Genomic DNA, 17303 nt, shown 5'->3' with positions numbered 1-17303 from the left:
GGCACTCGGGATGGCAGAGCCTCAGCAGCCGCAGGATCCGGACGACCGGCGCCTCGAGACGCACCCGGACCTGATGAACCCGGACTGGCAGAAGTACGCCGCCCGGGACGCCTGGCTGGGCGCGAAGAAGGACCTCAAGAAGCGCCGCAAGCGCGAGCGCCGGACGGGCGGGTACCAGCAGCCGGGGCAGAGCCGCTGGCCGGGCGTGCTCGCCCTGCTCATCGTGGTCGGGCTGGTCGCCGCGGCGATCATCGTGCACCAGCTGCAGGGCGTCGGCGTCAACGAATTCGCGTATTTCGGGTAACACCCGTCCCCCGGCGTCGATGATCAGACGTCGACCTTGGGGGGACGCACGTGGACGAGGACAACCTGCTCGAATCGCACCCGGACCTGATGGACCCGGACTGGCGCAAGCACGCGCGGACCGACGCGTGGCTGGGCGCCAAGAAAGACCGCAAGCAGTTTCGCAAGCAGCAGAAACGCGCCTCGCGCGGCCCACGCCGCCGCTGGTGGGTCTTCGCCGCGTTCCTGCTCATCCTCGCCGTGACCACCACGGCCATCGTGCTGCTCGGCCGCCGGCCCGCCCACGACGCCGGGCCGCCGGACCCGACGTCGGTGCCGGACGTCGCCCCGGTCGACCTGGCCCGGCCGTACGCGCACACCCCCGCCGACGTCTGGCCCACGGGTGTGGACGGCATCACGTCCCCCGCCGCGGCCGCCGTCGGTGCCTTCAAGGCCGACGCGGTCGGTGCCGCGTACGCCAAGGTCAAGCAGGCCATCACCGCCGCGCACCTCGACCCGGCGGTCCTGACCGGGCACGACGGCAAGGCGTATGCGGCCTTGTTCGCGCCCGACGACCGCGACCAGATCCTCCCGGAGCTGGCCAAGAAGCCGGACAAGGACAAGGGCGGCTTCGCGGCGTACCTCACCGAGATCGCCGACGGGTACCACCTGCTCGACGCGGGCCCCCGCACCTTCGGCACGCTCGCCGCGCGCGCCGGTGCCAAGCCCGGTGAGCTGGTCGTCGAGGCGAAGTACACGGTCGCCTACGCCTTCGACCACGCCCACCCCAAGGAGCTCATGAGCCCCGCCGAGATCGTGACGTTCGAACGCCGTGACGAGACGTACGTCGTCCGGAGCGGTTCGTCGTTCGAGCAGGGCAGTCACGGGCTGTGGCTCGACAGCGGCTCCATCGCGTACTCGTCGGTGGGCTGCGCCGCCGCCAAGGAGGGCTACCTGGCGCCCGGCTACGCGAACCCGCCGTCGCCCGTTCCCGCGTCCGGCCACCAGGACGCGCCCGGCTACTACGACCCGAAGTACCCGGTCCCGACCATCGACGGCTGCCCCGACTGAGCCGAGCCAAGATGCACAGTCCGGACTGCACAGTTAAACTGTGTACATGGGCGAAGTACCTCCGCACGTCGCCGAGAGCGCCGGCTGGATCCGCGGGGTCGTCGGGCAGCTGCACCGGCGGCTCCGCCACGTCGACAACGCCGGGGTCCTGACACCGTCGCAGTCCGCCGTGCTCCACCGGCTCCTCCGCGAAGGGCCGGCCACGCAGGGCGAGCTCGCCGCCGCCGAGCACGTGCGGCAGCAGTCGATGGCCGCCACCCTCGGCGTCCTCGACGAGCTCGGCTACCTCACCCGCGCACCCGATCCGGCCGACCGGCGGCGGGTGGTGATCAGCCTGTCCGACGCCGGGCGCGACACCGTGCGCGGCATCCAGCAGCACCGCGACGAGTGGCTGGCCCAGGCCCTGCTGGACGAGCTGTCCCCCGCCGAGCTCGACGCCGTCACGCGCGCCCTGCCGCTGCTGCAGCGCGTCGCCGAACACTGAAGGAGTTCCTCACGAGCACCGTCACCGCCCCCGCCAAGTTCGGCGCCCGCCTGGTCACCCCGCTGGTGGCCGGCGCGGTGCTCAACCCGATCAACTCCACGCTCATCGCCGTCGCGCTCGTGCCGATCGGCCAGAGCTTCGGCGCCGGCCCCGGCCAGACCGCCTGGCTGATCTCCGCGCTCTACCTGGCCACCGCGGTCGGCCAGCCGGTGGTCGGCCTGCTGGTCGACCGACACGGCGCCCGCCGCGTCCTGCTCGGCGGCGCGACCCTGGTGATCATCGCCGGGATCGCGGGCCTGATCCCGCTCTCCGTCGGCTGGCTGACCGGCGTGCGCGTGGTCCTCGGCCTGGGCACGTGTGCCGGGTTCCCGGCCGCGATGGCCGTGCTGCGCCACCACGCCGAAGCGAGCGGCCAGGGCGTCCCCGCCCGGGTGCTGTCGGTGCTGTCGATGTCCGCGCAGACGGTGATGGTGATCGGCCCGACGCTGGGCGGCGTGCTGATCGGGCTCTTCGGCTGGCCGGCGATCTTCGCCGTGAACATCCCGCTGGCCGGGTTGTCGCTGGTCCTGGCGCTGCTGTGGGTGCCGAAGGACGACCGCGGCGAGCGCACGGCCACCCGGATCGACGTGCTCGGCATCGTGCTGTTCTCCGCGACCCTGCTCGCGCTCCTGTTCTTCCTGATGGACCCGGGCGCCGAGGTCTGGCTGCTCGCCGTGGTCGCCGCCTTCGGGACCGCCTTCACGCTGGTCGAGCTCCGGCGCGACACGCCGTTTCTCGACCTGCGGATGCTCGCGGCCAACAGCGCGATCCTGCGGACGTACCTGCGGCAGGCGCTGAGCTTCATGGCCATCTACGCGATCATGTTCGGGTACGTCCAGTGGCTGGAGACCGCCCGGCAGCTGTCGGAGGAGGCCGCCGGGCTGATGCTGCTGCCGATGTCGGGCACCGCCGTCTGCGCCGCGGCGTTCTCCGGGCGCGCGTCCGGCATCAAGGCGCGGCTGGTCACCGTCGCGGTGGCCCTGGCCGGCGGCTCGGCGCTGCTGCTGCTCGTCCACGACGGCACCTGGGTCGGCGCGCTGCTCGCCCTGGCCGCCCTGTTCGGCCTCGCCCAGGGCCTGACCAGCGTCGCGAACCAGACGACGCTCTACCGCGAGGCACCCGCCGAGCAGATGGGTACCGCGAGCGGGTTGTTCCGCACGGCCCAGTACCTCGGCGCGATCGTGGCCTCGACGCTCATCGCGCTCTGCTATGGCCCGCACGCGGACTCGGCCGGGTTGCACCGGCTGGCCGTCGCGCTGGTCGTCATCAGCGCGCTGCTGCTGGTGGTCACCGTCGCCGACCGCGGGTTGCGTGCGGCCGAACGCTGACCCCTGTTAGCGCGCGCGATCATCGAGGCGCACGATGGGTGCATGACCCGTGAAGCGCCGGCGCAGGACGTGGACGAAACCCGCCTCGAGGTGGGCAAGCCGAAGGGCTGGGCGGCCGGGATACCCGGTGTCGCCGTGTCGCTCGCGCGCAGCGTCGAGCAGATGGGCACCGGCCGGACGATCAAGGCGCTGCGGCTGCTGAACCAGCGGGAAGGCTTCGACTGCCCGGGCTGCGCGTGGCCGGAACCGCGCGAGGTCGACGGCGAGAAGCGCAAGCTGGCCGAATTCTGCGAGAACGGCGCCAAGGCCGTCGCGGAGGAAGCCACGAAACGGCGGGTGGACCGCGAGTTCTTCGCCCGGCACCCGATCGGCGAGCTGGAGACCAAGACCGACTACTGGCTGGGCCAGCAGGGCCGGATCACCGAGCCGTTCGTGCTGCGCGCCGGCGCCACGCACTACGAGCCGATCTCCTGGGAGGCCGCGTTCGAACTGGTCGCGGGCGAGCTCAAGGCGCTGACCGACCCGAACGAGGCGATCTTCTACACCTCCGGCCGCACCAGCAACGAGGCCGCGTTCCTCTACCAGCTGCTGGTGCGTTCCTTCGGCACCAACAACCTCCCCGACTGCTCCAACATGTGCCACGAGTCCTCGGGCGCGGCGCTGTCGGCCACCACCGGCGTCGGCAAGGGCTCGGTGAGCCTGGCCGACATCCACAAGGCCGACCTGATCGTCGTCGTCGGGCAGAACCCGGGCACCAACCACCCGCGGATGCTCTCGGCCCTCGAAGAGGCCAAGGGCAACGGCGCGAAGATCATCGCGGTGAACCCGCTGCCCGAAGCCGGGCTGATGCGGTTCAAGAACCCGCAGAACGTCCGCGGCGTCGTCGGCAAGGGCACCCCGCTGGCCGACGAGTTCGCCCAGGTCCGCCTCGGCGGCGACCTGGCGCTGTTCCAGGCCGTCGGGCACCTGCTGCTGGCCTGGGACGCCGAAGCGCCCGGCGCGATCGTCGACCGCGAGTTCGTCGACCGGGTCACCGAGGGCTTCGACGACTACGCGAAGCACCTGCGGGAGATCGACTGGCCGGAGATCGAGCGCGCGACCGGCCTCCCCCGCGCGCAGATCGAGCGCGTCGCCCGGATGATCGCCTCTTCCGAGCGCACCATCTACTGCTGGGCGATGGGCCTGACGCAGCACAAACACGCGGTGCCGACGATCTCCGAGATCGCGAACCTCGCCCTGATGCGCGGCATGATCGGCAAGCCCGGCGCCGGCCTGTGCCCGGTGCGCGGGCACTCGAACGTCCAGGGCGACCGGACGATGGGCATCTGGGAGAAGATGCCGCAGTCCTTCATGGACGCCCTGGCCGGCGAGTTCGGCATCGAGGTCCCGCGCGAGCACGGCTTCGACACCGTCGACGCGATCCGGGCGATGCGCGACGGCCGCGGCAAGGTGTTCTTCGCCGTCGGCGGCAACTTCGCCTCCGCGACGCCGGACTCGGAACTGACCGAGAAGGCGCTGCGGTCGTGCGCGCTGACCGTGCACGTCTCGACGAAGCTGAACCGCTCCCACGTCGTCCACGGCCGCACCGCGCTGATCCTGCCGACGCTCGGCCGCACCGAGCGGGACGTCCAGGCGAGCGGCGAGCAGTTCGTCACGGTCGAGGACTCGATGTCGCAGGTGCACACCTCGCGCGGGCGGCTCAAGCCGGCGAGCGAGCACCTGCTCTCGGAGGTCGCCATCGTCTGCCGGCTGGCCGAGACGCTGTTCGGCGCGGGGCACGCGGTGCCGTGGCGGACGTTCGAGACCGACTACGACCTGATCCGCGACCGGATCTCGCGGGTGGTGCCGGGCTGCCAGGACTACAACCGCCGCGTCCGCGAGCCGGACGGCTTCGTGCTGCCGCACGCCCCGCGCGACTCCCGCGAGTTCACCGGGACCGCCAACGGCAAGGGCAACTTCACCGTCTCGGAGCTGGAGTACCCGCAGGCGCCGGAGGGCCGCCTGCTGCTGCAGACCATGCGCAGCCACGACCAGTACAACACCACGATCTACGGGCTCTCGGACCGCTACCGCGGGATCGAGAACGCCCGCCGCGTGGTGCTGGTCAACCCGGACGACCTCGCGGCGCTCGGCCTGGCCGACGGCGCCGAGGTCGACCTGGTCTCCGAGTGGCGGGACGGTGACCGCCGGGCGCCGGCGTTCCGGGTCGTCGCGTACCCGACCGCGCGCGGCTGCGCGGCGGCGTACTTCCCGGAGGCGAACGCGCTGGTGCCGCTGGACTCGGTGGCGGACAAGTCGAACACGCCGGTGTCGAAGGCGATCGTGGTGCGGCTCGAACCCCGGCCCTGATCAGCCCTGGAAGTCCTTCTGCAGGGTGCCGGTCATGTCCGTGACCACGGCCTGCACGCTGTCCAGCGTCGCGGGCGGGATCAGCGCGGCCTCGGTCCCGCCGTCGGCGATGGCCAGGCCCAGCACGACGTTCCCGGTCCGCACGGCGGCCCACTGCTCGGAGAAGCCGGCCTCGTCACCGACCCCGGTGACGAGCCGGACGCCCGAGTGGTCGCCGAGCGCGTCGGTCATCAGCTGGCTGGCCTTGGCGGAAGCCTCGTCCGCGTCGGACTGCGTGAACCGCACGACGGCGATCGTGATCACCCGGTAGTCCTGCAGGTTCGGCTTGCCGCCGCCGAGGTCGCGCGCGTACAGCTTGCGGCAGGTGGTGACCTCGTTGTCCTCGCTGGCGTGGTCTTCGGGGATGACCTTGGACTCGGCGGCCTTCACCGAGTCGACCGGGATCTCGACGGTTCCCGGCGCGAGCTGCTGCTCCGCGTTCGGGCCGGGCAGCCGGCAGGCGTCGATCGCGCCCGGGTAGTGCACCGAAGCGGACGCCGACTGGCACCCGGCACAAAGAACGGCTGAAGCGAGGACGGGCAAGATCCACCCGCCCCGGGCGACGCTGCTGCGCATAAATTCCGGACTTTCCGTATTCCCTGACATCGGTTTTCCAAGATCACCCACCGATCGGGTGAGCTTTCCGCCGTCACGAGGTCCTGTCCGCCGACGGTCACCGCACCCTGCCTCACCAGCGCGGCAGCGTCAAGACCACTGACCCGGGTGGTCCACCGTGGTCCAGTCGAACCGTGATCTCGGGAATTCTTCGCGTATTTCAGGGATTCGACGGAAAATACGACACTTCGCCGTCGATCAATTCACCGGTGGCTCAATCCACGCAGACGACGCCGTTCGACGTGATGGGCTCGTCCGAGGCGCCCCCGGGCGCGCCGCCGCCCGCGGCCGCGCCGGGACCGGAGTAGACCGACCCGAGGACCACCTCGATGTGGCCGGCCGGCACCGACGCCGCCTGCTGCGTCGTCAGCCCGCCCAGCGCCTTCGCCACCTCGGCGCCACGCCCGGCCAGGTCGGGACCGAACCGGACCAGCGACGTCCGCCGGGAGGCGGCGTTGCCCGCCGGGCTCGCCGTGAACCCCTTCTCGCGCAGCACGCCCGCCACGCGGGCCGCGAGGCCTTCCTTCGAGCTCGCGTTGGAGACGTCGACGGTGACCGCCACGGCCGGCGCCGACGTCCCCGGGGCGGTGGGCGCGGCGCTTCCGATCAGGCTCGCCGCGAAGGCCTTCACCGCGGCCGGGTCGACCTGGACCGCCGTCGCCCGCGGGTTGGCGGAGTCGTACCGGTAGTCGACGTTGACGACCGGGATCGTCGCGAACTGGATCCCGCCGCCGCTGACCCCGCGCATCTGCCCGACGAAGTCGAGCAGGTTCCACGCGTCGTCCAGCACCACCGAGCGCTTCACGGCCTCGATCAGGCCGGACAGCTTGCCCGGATCGGCCAGCGTGCCCGCCGAGAGCACCTGCCGGGCCAGCCCGGCGAGGAAGACCTGCTGACGCCGGACGCGGGCCAAGTCGGTGCCCGGGAGGCCGTCGCGCTGCCGGACGAAGGCGAGCGCGTCCGCGCCGGCGACACGCTGCGGGCCGGCCGGGAAGTCCGCGCCCGAGTTCTTGTCCTTGGTGGCTTCCTTGAGGCAGACGTCGACGCCGCCGATGGCCTTGCTGATCTCGTAGAAGCTCAGCAGGTTGACCTCGGCGAAGTGGTCGATCTTCACCCCGGTGAGGCCCTCGACCGCCTGGCGGGTCGCCCGCCGGGCGGCGGTGAGCGCGGCCTGGTCGATCTTCTTCTTGTCGGTCTCCCCCGCCTTGCGCAGCCGCCCCACTTCGGCGGCCTTCGCCCGCCCGAACGCGGCGTTGATCTTGCCCTTCCCGCCCGGCATCGAGACGTAGCTGTCCCGCGGGATGGAGAACGCTTTCACCTCTTTCGTGCCGTTCGGGATCCGCAGCACGATCAGGGTGTCGGTGAGGTCGTCGCCGTTGGCGCCGGCCCGCAGCTCGCGCAGCACTTCCGGGGCCAGCGGATTGCCCTGGTTGTCGCTGCGGGAGTCCCGGCCGACCAGCAGGATGTCGAGCGAGCCGTCGGCGGGCTGCTCACCCGGCTTCGTCTCGCCGTCCGCGTCGATGACGCTGTCGCGCGACACCTCGTCGAGGGCGCGGAGGTTCACGTAGCCGTACGCCGTGCCGCCGAACACGACGAGGGCCAGCCCGGCGACGGCGATCTTCCCCAGTACATGCACGCCCCCTGGACGCCCGGGCCTCGGACACCGCTGCACGGGTGAGAGCCAGGTCACATCCGCAGGTGTGAGGCTCCGTTGAGGTCGAGGATCGTGCCGGACGCCCAGGTCGCTTCGGCCGAGGCCAGGTAGACGACGGCCGCGGCGACCTCCTCGGGCGTGCCGACCCGCCCGAACGGGCTTTGCGCGCGCAGCGTGTCGTCGATCCGGTCGGCGACCCGCTCGGTGGCGGTGAAACCGGGCGCCACCGACGTCACGGAGATGCCGTGGGGCGCGAGGGAGACGGCGAGCGACTGGCCGAGCGCGTGCAGCGCGGCCTTGCTCGCCCCGTACGCGGGGTGGTCGGGTTCGCCCTTGAACGCCCCGCGCGACCCGATGTTGACGATCCGGCCCGGCGCCCCGCGCCCGATGAGGTGCCGGGCGACGCAGTAGCTGAGGTTCGCGGCCCCGGCGAGGTTGACGTCGAGGGTGCGCCGCCAGATCCGCTGCCAGTCCGCATAGGACACACCGGCGACCGGGTGCGCGGTCTCGGCCGACGTCGCGACGGCGGCGTTGTTGACCAGGACGTCGACGCCGCCGAGCCCGGCTTCGGCCGCGTCGGCGATCTTGCGGACCGCCTCGGGATCGGCCAGGTCACCGCCGATCAGCACGTGCCCTTCGCCGGGGAGCGCTTTCAGTGTCTCCTCGGCATCCGCGGCGCGGTGTCCGTAGTGGACGGCCACCCGGTCACCGCGCGCCGCGAACGCCGTGGCCACCGCGCGCCCGATTCCGCGGGACGCGCCGGTGACGAGAACTCCCCTGCTCATCCGAACAGCTGGACCAGCTTAAGGAACAGCTGGTAGACGCCGTAGCCGAAGGGGATCACCACCCACGCCCAGGCCAGCACGATCAGCGGCATCCGGTTGGGGTTCGCCGACGGTTCGCTCATCACGCCTCACTCCTCGCGGCCGCGGGGACCGGCTCGTGGAACTTTTCCTTGACCGGGCGGACCAGCTCGTTGGCCACGAAACCGACCACGAGCAGGCCGATCATGATGTAGAACGACGTCGTGTAGAGGTCCGGGCCGGACTTGCCCGCCGCCTTCTCGCTGTCGGCGATGCGGTTGACGATCAGCGGGCCGAGCACGCCCGCCACCGACCACGCGGTGAGCAGCCGGCCGTGGATCGCGCCCACCTGGTAGGTGCCGAAGAGGTCCTTCAGGTACGCCGGGACCGTCGCGAACCCGCCGCCGTAGAACGACAGGATCACCATCGCGCACAGGATGAACACGAGCTTCGACGAGTTCTGCGTCAGCGCGATCACCAGGTACAGCAGTGCGCCGACACCGAGGTACGTGCGGTAGATGTTCTTGCGCCCGACCAGGTCCGAAGTGGACGACCAGACGAACCGGCCGAGCATGTTGCACAGCGACAGCAGCGCGACGAACCCGGCCGCCGCGGCCGTGCCGACCGGGGTGGAGGTGCTCTTGAAGAAGTCCACGATCATCGGGGACGCCTTCTCCAGGATCCCGATGCCCGCGGTGACGTTGAAGCACAGGACGACCCAGAGGCACCAGAACTGCGGCGTCTTGATCGCGTTGGCGGCCGAGACGTTCGCCGTGCTGATCATCGCCTTGCCGTGGTCGGTCTTCGGCTCCCAGCCCGCGGGCTTCCAGTCGTCGGCGGGCACCCGCACGAGCAGCCAGCCCATCGACATGAAGACCGCGTAGACGACGCCGTGGACCAGGAACGCCGTCGCGATGGTGCTCGTGGTCGGCGCGGTGCCGAGCATCGACGACGACCACGGCGAGGCGATCAGCGCGCCACCGCCGAAGCCCATGATCGCGATGCCGGTGGCCATGCCCGGCCGGTCCGGGAACCACTTGATCAGCGTCGACACCGGCGAGATGTAGCCGATGCCGAGCCCGATGCCGCCGACGCCGCCGTAGCCGGCGACCACCAGCCAGAACTGCCCGGTCGCCACGCCGAGCGCGGAGATGAGGAAGCCGCTGGCGAAGCAGCACATCGACACGAACATCGCCCAGCGCGGGCCGTTCTTTTCGACGAGCGTGCCGCCGAACGCGGCGGACAGGCCGAGCATGACGATGCCGAGCTGGAACGGCAGCGAGCTCTGCGTGCCGTTGAGGTGCATCGTCTTCTCGAGCGGGGTCTTGAAGACGCTCCACGCGTAGGCCTGCCCGATCGACAGGTGTACCGACAGGGCCGCCGGCGGCACCAGCCAGCGCGTCCAGCTCGGCGGTGCCACGATCCGGGATCGGTCCAGGAAGCCGAGAGCCATCGGTTCCCTCCGTATTCTGGGGATGATGGTGGGAATGTATTACTAAATCACCGGTGTTGCACCATACGAGTGTCGAACTTTCGGGCAGCGAAGGGTGTGCTGATGGGCAGGGTGACCGTGCGCAGGCCGGTGCGGCGGATTTCCGCGACCGGGGACCGGCGCCGCCCCGACGCGCTGGCCGCCGAAGAGCCCCTGGAGCTGCGGGTCGGCGGCCGGGCGCTGGCCGTCACCATGCGCACCCCCGGGCACGACGTCGAGCTGGCCCACGGCTTCCTGCTGTCCGAGGGCGTGATCGGCGGGCGTTCGGACGTGGCCGTCGCCCGCTACTGCGACGGCGTCGACGACCAGGGCCGCAATACTTACAACGTGCTGGACGTCGCGCTGGCCGACGGCGTCCCGCCGCCGGACACCGGGGTCGAGCGCAACTTCTACACGACGTCGTCCTGCGGGGTCTGCGGCAAGGCGGCGCTGGACGCGGTCAAGCTCCGCACGCGCTTCTCCCCCGCGTCGGCGGCGTTCACGGTGAAGAGCTCGGTGCTCGCTGGCCTACCCGACTCGCTGCGCGCCCGCCAGAAGGTGTTCGCCAGCACGGGCGGCCTCCACGCGGCGGCGCTGTTCACCCCGGACGGCTCGCTGGCCGTCGTCCGCGAAGACGTCGGCCGGCACAACGCGGTCGACAAGGTGCTGGGCTGGGCGGTCCTCGAGGGCCGGATCCCGGCGCCGGACCACGGCCTCCTGGTGTCCGGCCGGGCATCGTTCGAGCTGGTCCAGAAGGCGGCGATGGCGGGCATCGGCCTGCTGGCCGCGGTGTCGGCCCCGTCGTCACTGGCGGTGGAGCTGGCCGAGGAGAACGGCATGACCCTGGTCGGCTTCCTCCGCGGAGACTCGATGAACCTCTACACGGGCGACCACCGCATCCTGACCTGAGCCTCGCCGTGTCGTCTCTCCAATCACGCGTGTCGACCCTTCAATCACGTGTGTCGGCTCTTCGATCACGGGGTTCCGCGGCTCGGTGGGCCGAGCGTCGTGCGCGGAAGGTCGACACGCGTGATCAGGAGGTCGACACGCGTGATTGAAGGGTCGACACGGTTCAGGCCGAGGGCACCCAGTTGCCGTGGAAGCCGTTGGGGACGCGGTCCGGCAGGTGGATCGCCGCCACTGTCTCCAGTGTCTCGGCGTCCAGGATCGTCAGGTCGCTGCGCTGAGTGGCCGGGTCGAAGACGAAGCCCAGCAGGACGCCGTCGTCCTCCGGTGCGTCGTCGTGGCGGGGGACGAACACGAACTCGCCCGGCTGGCGGCCCGCTCCGAACGCGCGCTCGTCGCGGGCGCCCGTGTGGAAGTCGTGCTTGAACAGGGAGCCGCCGGGGTCGGCGCCGCCGTCGGCCGACATCGCGTAGCCGTAGCGGTGGCGGCGGCCGACCAGGCGCTCGTCGACGCGCGGGAACTCCTGGCCCCGGTCGTCGAGGCGCTCCTCTAGGACCTTGCCCGCCGCCAGGTCGACCGTCCAGCGGTCCAGGGTCGGGCCGCCCTCGTCCGGGCCGTGCAGCTGCGTGGCGAACATCTTCGGGTGGCGGACGACGTCCAGCACGACGCTGTCGCCGTCGTCGTAGGCGTTGAGCGGGTGGAAGACGTAGCACGGCTCGACGTCGAACCAGCGGACGTCCCGGCTGCCGCCCTCCCGCGGCATGATCCCGATCCGTGCCGGGTACTTCGGGTTCCAGCGGTACGGCAGGCCGCCGTTCGCGCCGATCTTGCCCGCCATCATCGCGGTCACCGGGTCCGGCACGCGGACCTTGCCGACCATGGCCGACACCACCAGCTTCGCCGGCGTGCGCAGCACCGCCGGCACGCTGGCGGCCACCGCCATCTCGGCGTCGAACGTCACCGGCAGGTCGTAGAAGACGACGTGGTGCTCGGTCAGCGAGAAGTCGTGCATCATCGGCGAGCCGGTGACCTCGACGTCGACCGTGCGGCGGGCGCGCCCGGCCGGGTCGATCACCGAGTACTGGACCTTGTTCCCCATGCCGAAGAAGTACGAGACGGCGTGCAGCTCACCGGTGCGCGGGTCGCGCTTGGGGTGGGCGGTGTAGCCGCCCGGGAGCGTGCCGTCGAAGTCGCAGCGGGCGACGGTGTCGAGCTCGTCGGTCAGCTCGTAGATCGGCGCGCCCGCCTCGACCAGGGCGAGGGTCTTGCCCGCGTGGCCGATGACGTTGGTGTTCGCGCTGAGCGCGTCCAGCCCGCAGAACCGGCTCGCGTCCTCGCCGTTCAGCGTCGCCGCGACGGCGGGGTTGCGGACCCACCGGTTGCGGTACCACTCGGCCTTCCCGTCGCGCAGGCGCACGCCGTGGACCATGCCGTCGCCCATGAACCAGTGGTAGGCCGCCGGGTCCACTTCGGACAGCGGGTTGGGGCCGTTGCGCAGGTACCGGCCGTCGAGGAACTCCGGTATCCGGCCGGTGACGGCGAGGTCGGTGATCGTGTGCTCCCGGCTGACGGGGGCGAAGTTGCCCTCGAGGAACTTGTTGCCCATACGACCCCTCCATAACTTGGTTATGATTTCAGGTATAACAGGGTTATGGGATACTGGCAAGCATGAGCCCCAAACCGCGCGCGACCGACGTCAAGGTCCGCCTCGTCGAGGCCGCCATCCGCCTGCTCGACGAGAACGGCCCCGAAGCACTGCAGGCCCGCAAGCTGGCGGCCGAGGTCGGCGTCTCGACGATGGCCGTCTACACCCACTTCGGCGGGATGTCGGCGCTGGTCGACGAGGTCGCGCGGGCCGGGTTCCTGCGGCTGTCGGAATGGCTGGCCCAGGTCGAGGAGACCGACGACCCGGTGGCGGACATCTTCAGCATGGCCCGCACCTACCGGCAGGCGGTCGCCGAGCAGCCGCAGCTGTTCGCGGTGACGTTCGGCCAGTCCGCGCCCGGCGGCAAGCGGGCGACGCTGTCCGACCTCACCACCGAGGAAGGCCGCGAAGCCGCTCAGGAGGGGCTGGAGGCGTTCACCCACATCGTCCGGGCGACCGCGCGGGCGATCGCGGCCGGCCGGTTCCGGCCCGTCGACGAGTACCAGGCCGCCGCCCAGCTCTGGAGCGCGCTGCACGGATTCGTCACACTGGAGGCGTCGGGTCACTTCGGCCCCGGTGAACAGGGCATAAACCACATTTTGATCCCCCTCGGGATCACCATGGCGGTGGGTCTCGGGGACACTGTGGACCGGGCCGGGCGCTCGGCCGAAGCCGCGAAGGCGGCTTGGCGGGCGAAGACCGGAAACGCCGGGCAGGGTGATAACGAATAACCCGGTGAACGGGGCGCGAGGGAACGCGGAGCGGGTGCGCGGCGTCCTTATCGAGGGGCCAGGGGGACGGAGACAGGGTGAACGAGCACAACGGGGACGCGGAGCCGGCCGGAGCGGTCGTCGAGGCGGTCCAGGGCGCCCGGCGGTGGATGGGCCGCCGGTCGGTACTGATCGCGGGCGCGTCCGGGCTGGCCGTGACCGGGCTGGCCGTCGGCACCGCGACCGGCAAGCTGCCGTTCAGCCAGGCCCTGCAGCGGACGCTCGGCGTGACGTCGTCGAACCCGACGACCCAGCTGGGCAGCACGCGGGTCGAGCGCGTCTACTCCGCCGCACGCGGCCGGATGGTCGACCTGGTGTTCATCCTGCCGTCGAAGACCCCGCCGAAGGGTCTGCCGATGTCGCTGGCGCTGCACGGCCTGCACGGCAACGCTCGCAGCGCCGTGCCCACCGGCACGCTCAAGCAGCTCGCCAGCGACGTCGCCCGCAAGGCGGTCCCGGCGTTCGGCTTCGTGGCCGTCGACGGCGGCGACAACTACTGGCACCAGGTGCACCCGGGCGACGACCCGATGGCCATGCTGCTGGAGGAGGTTCCGCAGTGGCTGCGTGCCCGCGGCTTCGCCGGCCCGACCGGCCAGCCGTTCGCCTGCACGGGCATGTCGATGGGCGGGTTCGGCGCGCTGGTGTACACCCGCCGCCGGGTCGAGCGGCGCCAGCCGCCCGCCGCCGTCGCGACGCTGGCCCCGGCGCTGATCACGTCGTGGCCGGAGATGGCCAAGCGCCACATCTTCACCGGCATCCAGGACTGGACGGCGCTGGACCCGCTGCGCCACATCGACGAGACCAAGGGCGTGGCCAACGGCATCTGGTGCGGCACGGAGGACTCGTTCATCACCGGCGTCCGCCGCTACATCGAGGCCGCCCACCCGGCGGTCGCCCACACCGCCCACGGCAAGCACGGCGACCCGTTCAACCGCACGGTGGTACCCAGCTTGATCAGCTTCCTCGGCAGGCACGTCCCCCGCGCCGCCTGACGCCGTACCCGGCCGGACGACACGCGTACCCCGACGGACGACACGCGTACTCAGCCGGACGACACGGCTGTCCGTTCAGCGGGTGAAGTGGATGCGGGTGGTCGTGCGGCCCGGGACCCAGTACGTGCGGACCAGGTCGGCCAGGCGGTTGACCAGCAGGAGGCCCCGGCCGCCCAGGGTCGCCGCCGGGGGTGGGATGCGGCCGGTCAGGGGTTCGGCGATCGTGCCGGTGTCGCTCACCTCGCCGACCACCTGGGTCGCGTCCGCCCACAACCGCAGCACTCCGGTGCCGCCGCCGTAGAGGACGCTGTTCGTCGTCAGCTCGGCGATCGCCAGGGCGAAGTCGTCGCGGCGGGGCCTGCGAAGGCCGTGGCGGGCGGCCCAGATCTCCGCGAAGCCGCGCAGCGACGCCAGGTGCCCGAGGTCGAACCCACGCTCGACCGCACCCGCCGGCGGTTCGAGCGGCCGGGTGAAGTCCGCGCGGACGCCGTCGGGGTCGAAGCGCGGGCTGATGAACGGGCCGGCCAGGCCCCACAGCTCCGGGTGGGTGCGCTCGGCGTCGGCCAGGACCGGCGGGGGCAGCGCCCCGACGTCGTACGGACAGAGCACCGCCAGGTCACGGCCCGCGAAGGCGTTGTTGATCAGGGCTTCGTGCACCACGCAGGCCGGGTACTCGGTGTCCGTGCGACCGGCCCAGATCGGCTCGCCCACGATGCGCACCGGGCCGTCGTGCTCCTCCGCGAAGGCGTGCAGCACCGACGGCAGGATCGCGCCCGGGTTGCGGCCCGCGCGGTGCATGTCGATGAAACGCACTTCGCCGGCCCGGTCTTCCAGGGCCTTCTCGATCAGCAGCAGGTTCCCGCCGGGAACGGCGACGGCCGCGGGCTCACCTCGGTCGAGACCTTCGAGCAGGAAGGGAATGACACCATCCAGGTACTCGGTGTCACCGCGATAGAAGAGTGCCGGATGCCGGAACGGTCTGAGGGCATCTACCACCCGAGTGGCTTACCCCACCGCCGAGGGCCTCAAACCCTCCGGATGTCGGGACTTCACTCCACCCAACGGCCGACGACCGAGATCAGCCAGAAGCCGACCAGCGTCGCCAGGGCGAACAGCAGCACCCAGTTGAACAGCTGACGCCGCTCCGTCACGCCGCGGGCCTGCCGCAGCCCGTAGGCCGCGACGACGAACAACGGCACCGGGATCAGCGGCAACGGCGACAGCCGGGACACGACGGCGACGACGCACGTGCCGGTGAACACGGCCAGCATGCCCATCAGCACGCGGTGCAGCCACGGGTACCGGTCGGCGACGGACGCGATCACGCGCTCGCTCAGCTCACGGAACCCCAGCACCGGCCCGGCCGGGGTGGTCCCGGCGGGTTCCGGGGCCGGCGGCGCCGGCGCTTGCACGCCGCCGCCGGTTGCGGCCCCGGAACCCGGGAAGGAGTCAGCAGTCATTCAGCTTTCCTGTCGGGTCTCCGGGCCGGGCGGCCCGGAGACGCCCGGCCTGTCAGGCCGACTTCTCGCCGCGCTCGCTGCGCGCGCGCCGCGTCGGCTGCCGGGCGACGATCGTCGGGTTCACGTTCTCCCGGACGGTCTGCTCGGTGATGACGACCTTCGCCACGTCGTCGCGGCTCGGGATGTCGTACATCACCGGCTGGAGCACTTCTTCCATGATCGCACGCAGCCCGCGGGCACCGGTCCCGCGCAGGACCGCCTGGTCGGCGATGGCCTCGAGCGCGGTCTTGGTGAACTCGAGCTCGACGTTGTCCATCTCGAAGAGCTTCTTGTACTGCTTCACCAGGGCGTTGCGTGGCTGGGTGAGGATGTTGACCAGCGAGTCCTTGTCCAGGTGGTTCACCGTCGCCACGACCGGGAGGCGGCCGATGAACTCCGGGATCAGCCCGAACTTGATCAGGTCCTCCGGCATCGTGTCGGAGAAGACGTCGCTCTCCTCGATCTCGGACTTCGTGCGGATCTCCGCGCCGAAGCCGAGGCCTCGCTTGCCGACCCGCTCGTTGATGATCTTCTCCAGCCCGGCGAACGCGCCGGCCACGATGAACAGCACGTTCGTCGTGTCGATCTGGATGAACTCCTGGTGCGGGTGCTTGCGGCCGCCCTGCGGCGGGACCGAGGCGGTGGTGCCCTCGAGGATCTTCAGCAGCGCCTGCTGGACGCCCTCGCCGGAGACGTCCCGGGTGATCGAGGGGTTCTCGCTCTTGCGGGCGATCTTGTCGACCTCGTCGATGTAGATGATCCCGGTCTCGGCCCGCTTGACGTCGTAGTCCGCCGCCTGGATGAGCTTGAGCAGGATGTTTTCGACGTCTTCGCCGACGTAGCCCGCTTCGGTCAGCGCCGTGGCGTCCGCGATGGCGAACGGCACGTTCAGCAGCTTCGCGAGCGTCTGCGCCAGGTAGGTCTTGCCACACCCGGTGGGACCGAGCATCAGGATGTTCGACTTGGCGAGCTCGACCGACTCCTCCTTGGAGTCCTTCGGCCCGGCCTTGTCATCCGCCTGGATGCGCTTGTAGTGGTTGTAGACCGCCACCGCGAGCGTCCGCTTGGCGTCTTCCTGGCCGATGATGTACTGCTCGAGGAACTCGTGGATGTCGGCGGGCTTGGGCAGCTCGTCGAGCTTGACGTCGCCGGCCTCGGCCAGCTCCTCCTCGATGATCTCATTGCAGAGGTCGATGCACTCATCGCAGATGTAGACCCCGGGGCCGGCAATGAGCTTCTTCACCTGCTTCTGGCTCTTCCCGCAGAAAGAACACTTCAGCAGGTCTCCGCCGTCACCGATCCGTGCCATGGCCGTTGACCTCGTCCCCTCCGGCGCGGGTTTCCGCGCCTGACGTG

17 protein-coding genes are annotated in these 17303 nt (G+C 71.0%); 8 read left to right on the top strand and 9 right to left on the bottom strand.

The window, feature by feature from the left end:
• Positions 1-10 precede the first annotated feature (10 nt).
• The 5 genes from ACWDN5_RS12970 (at position 11) to ACWDN5_RS12950 (ending at position 5553) form a co-directional block, all read left to right on the top strand.
• On the top strand, positions 11-304 hold the full coding sequence (locus ACWDN5_RS12970; RefSeq protein ID WP_449676416.1) for a hypothetical protein: 294 nt from the start codon (positions 11-13) through the stop codon (positions 302-304).
• Between the two features lie 50 nt (positions 305-354).
• Entirely contained in the window at positions 355-1353 is a 999-nt protein-coding gene (locus ACWDN5_RS12965; RefSeq protein WP_449676414.1) for a hypothetical protein, read from the top strand.
• A 46-nt stretch (positions 1354-1399) separates the two neighbouring features.
• Positions 1400-1837 carry a MarR family winged helix-turn-helix transcriptional regulator gene (locus ACWDN5_RS12960; protein ID WP_449676412.1) on the top strand — a complete coding sequence of 146 codons (438 nt, stop codon included), beginning with the start codon at positions 1400-1402 and terminating at the stop codon, positions 1835-1837.
• A 65-nt stretch (positions 1838-1902) separates the two neighbouring features.
• The gene (locus ACWDN5_RS12955; RefSeq protein ID WP_449676410.1) at positions 1903-3204 is read left to right on the top strand and encodes an MFS transporter; all 1302 of its coding nucleotides are present in this window, start codon (positions 1903-1905) and stop codon (positions 3202-3204) included.
• A gap of 42 nt (positions 3205-3246) precedes the next feature.
• Positions 3247-5553, top strand: coding sequence for an FdhF/YdeP family oxidoreductase (locus ACWDN5_RS12950; RefSeq protein ID WP_449676408.1), 2307 nt, complete (start codon positions 3247-3249; stop codon positions 5551-5553).
• Here the strand turns inward: ACWDN5_RS12950 and ACWDN5_RS12945 are convergent, their stop codons facing one another.
• From ACWDN5_RS12945 to ACWDN5_RS12925, 5 genes are all read right to left on the bottom strand, one after another.
• Entirely contained in the window at positions 5554-6078 is a 525-nt protein-coding gene (locus ACWDN5_RS12945) for a hypothetical protein (protein WP_449676406.1), read from the bottom strand.
• Between the two features lie 343 nt (positions 6079-6421).
• Positions 6422-7843: an LCP family protein gene (locus ACWDN5_RS12940; protein ID WP_449676405.1), complete on the bottom strand. Its 1422-nt coding sequence runs from the start codon at positions 7841-7843 to the stop codon at positions 6422-6424.
• 50 nt (positions 7844-7893) lie between these two features.
• Positions 7894-8646: an SDR family NAD(P)-dependent oxidoreductase gene (locus ACWDN5_RS12935; RefSeq protein ID WP_310972288.1), complete on the bottom strand. Its 753-nt coding sequence runs from the start codon at positions 8644-8646 to the stop codon at positions 7894-7896.
• The gene (locus ACWDN5_RS12930; RefSeq protein ID WP_279629564.1) at positions 8643-8768 is read right to left on the bottom strand and encodes an MFS transporter small subunit; all 126 of its coding nucleotides are present in this window, start codon (positions 8766-8768) and stop codon (positions 8643-8645) included. The genes ACWDN5_RS12935 and ACWDN5_RS12930 overlap by 4 nt, the downstream gene beginning before the upstream one ends.
• Positions 8768-10117: an L-lactate MFS transporter gene (locus ACWDN5_RS12925; protein WP_310972287.1), complete on the bottom strand. Its 1350-nt coding sequence runs from the start codon at positions 10115-10117 to the stop codon at positions 8768-8770. Before ACWDN5_RS12925 ends, ACWDN5_RS12930 begins: the two co-directional genes overlap by 1 nt.
• A gap of 102 nt (positions 10118-10219) precedes the next feature.
• Here ACWDN5_RS12925 and fdhD point away from each other — a divergent pair, with 102 nt between their 5' ends.
• A complete protein-coding gene (fdhD, locus tag ACWDN5_RS12920) occupies positions 10220-11044 on the top strand; it encodes a formate dehydrogenase accessory sulfurtransferase FdhD (protein ID WP_449676404.1) in 825 nt (274 codons plus the stop codon).
• 163 nt (positions 11045-11207) lie between these two features.
• Here fdhD and ACWDN5_RS12915 read toward each other — a convergent pair whose 3' ends face one another.
• Positions 11208-12647 (bottom strand): carotenoid oxygenase family protein, encoded by a 1440-nt coding sequence (locus ACWDN5_RS12915; protein WP_310972283.1) that lies wholly within the window; start codon positions 12645-12647, stop codon positions 11208-11210.
• Positions 12648-12709: 62 nt separating this feature from the next.
• Between ACWDN5_RS12915 and ACWDN5_RS12910 the strand changes: the two genes are divergently transcribed.
• Positions 12710-13417 carry a TetR/AcrR family transcriptional regulator gene (locus ACWDN5_RS12910; RefSeq protein WP_449676402.1) on the top strand — a complete coding sequence of 236 codons (708 nt, stop codon included), beginning with the start codon at positions 12710-12712 and terminating at the stop codon, positions 13415-13417.
• A gap of 77 nt (positions 13418-13494) precedes the next feature.
• On the top strand, positions 13495-14448 hold the full coding sequence (locus ACWDN5_RS12905; RefSeq protein ID WP_449676401.1) for an alpha/beta hydrolase: 954 nt from the start codon (positions 13495-13497) through the stop codon (positions 14446-14448).
• A gap of 75 nt (positions 14449-14523) precedes the next feature.
• On the opposite strand, the gene ACWDN5_RS12900 is transcribed toward ACWDN5_RS12905, so the two are convergent.
• From ACWDN5_RS12900 to clpX, 3 genes are read right to left on the bottom strand one after another with little or no spacing between them, the layout of a single operon-like run.
• Complete coding sequence (locus ACWDN5_RS12900; RefSeq protein ID WP_449676400.1) at positions 14524-15444, bottom strand: anti-sigma factor RsbA family regulatory protein; 921 nt, start codon at positions 15442-15444, stop codon at positions 14524-14526.
• A 53-nt stretch (positions 15445-15497) separates the two neighbouring features.
• Positions 15498-15908 (bottom strand): hypothetical protein, encoded by a 411-nt coding sequence (locus tag ACWDN5_RS12895; RefSeq protein ID WP_310972279.1) that lies wholly within the window; start codon positions 15906-15908, stop codon positions 15498-15500.
• Positions 15909-15960: 52 nt separating this feature from the next.
• Positions 15961-17256 (bottom strand): ATP-dependent Clp protease ATP-binding subunit ClpX, encoded by a 1296-nt coding sequence (clpX, locus tag ACWDN5_RS12890; RefSeq protein WP_004562779.1) that lies wholly within the window; start codon positions 17254-17256, stop codon positions 15961-15963.
• Positions 17257-17303 lie beyond the last annotated feature (47 nt).

This window comes from Amycolatopsis sp. NPDC003731, from assembly GCF_053586895.1.
This window is presented reverse-complemented; position numbering and strand designations above follow the sequence as displayed.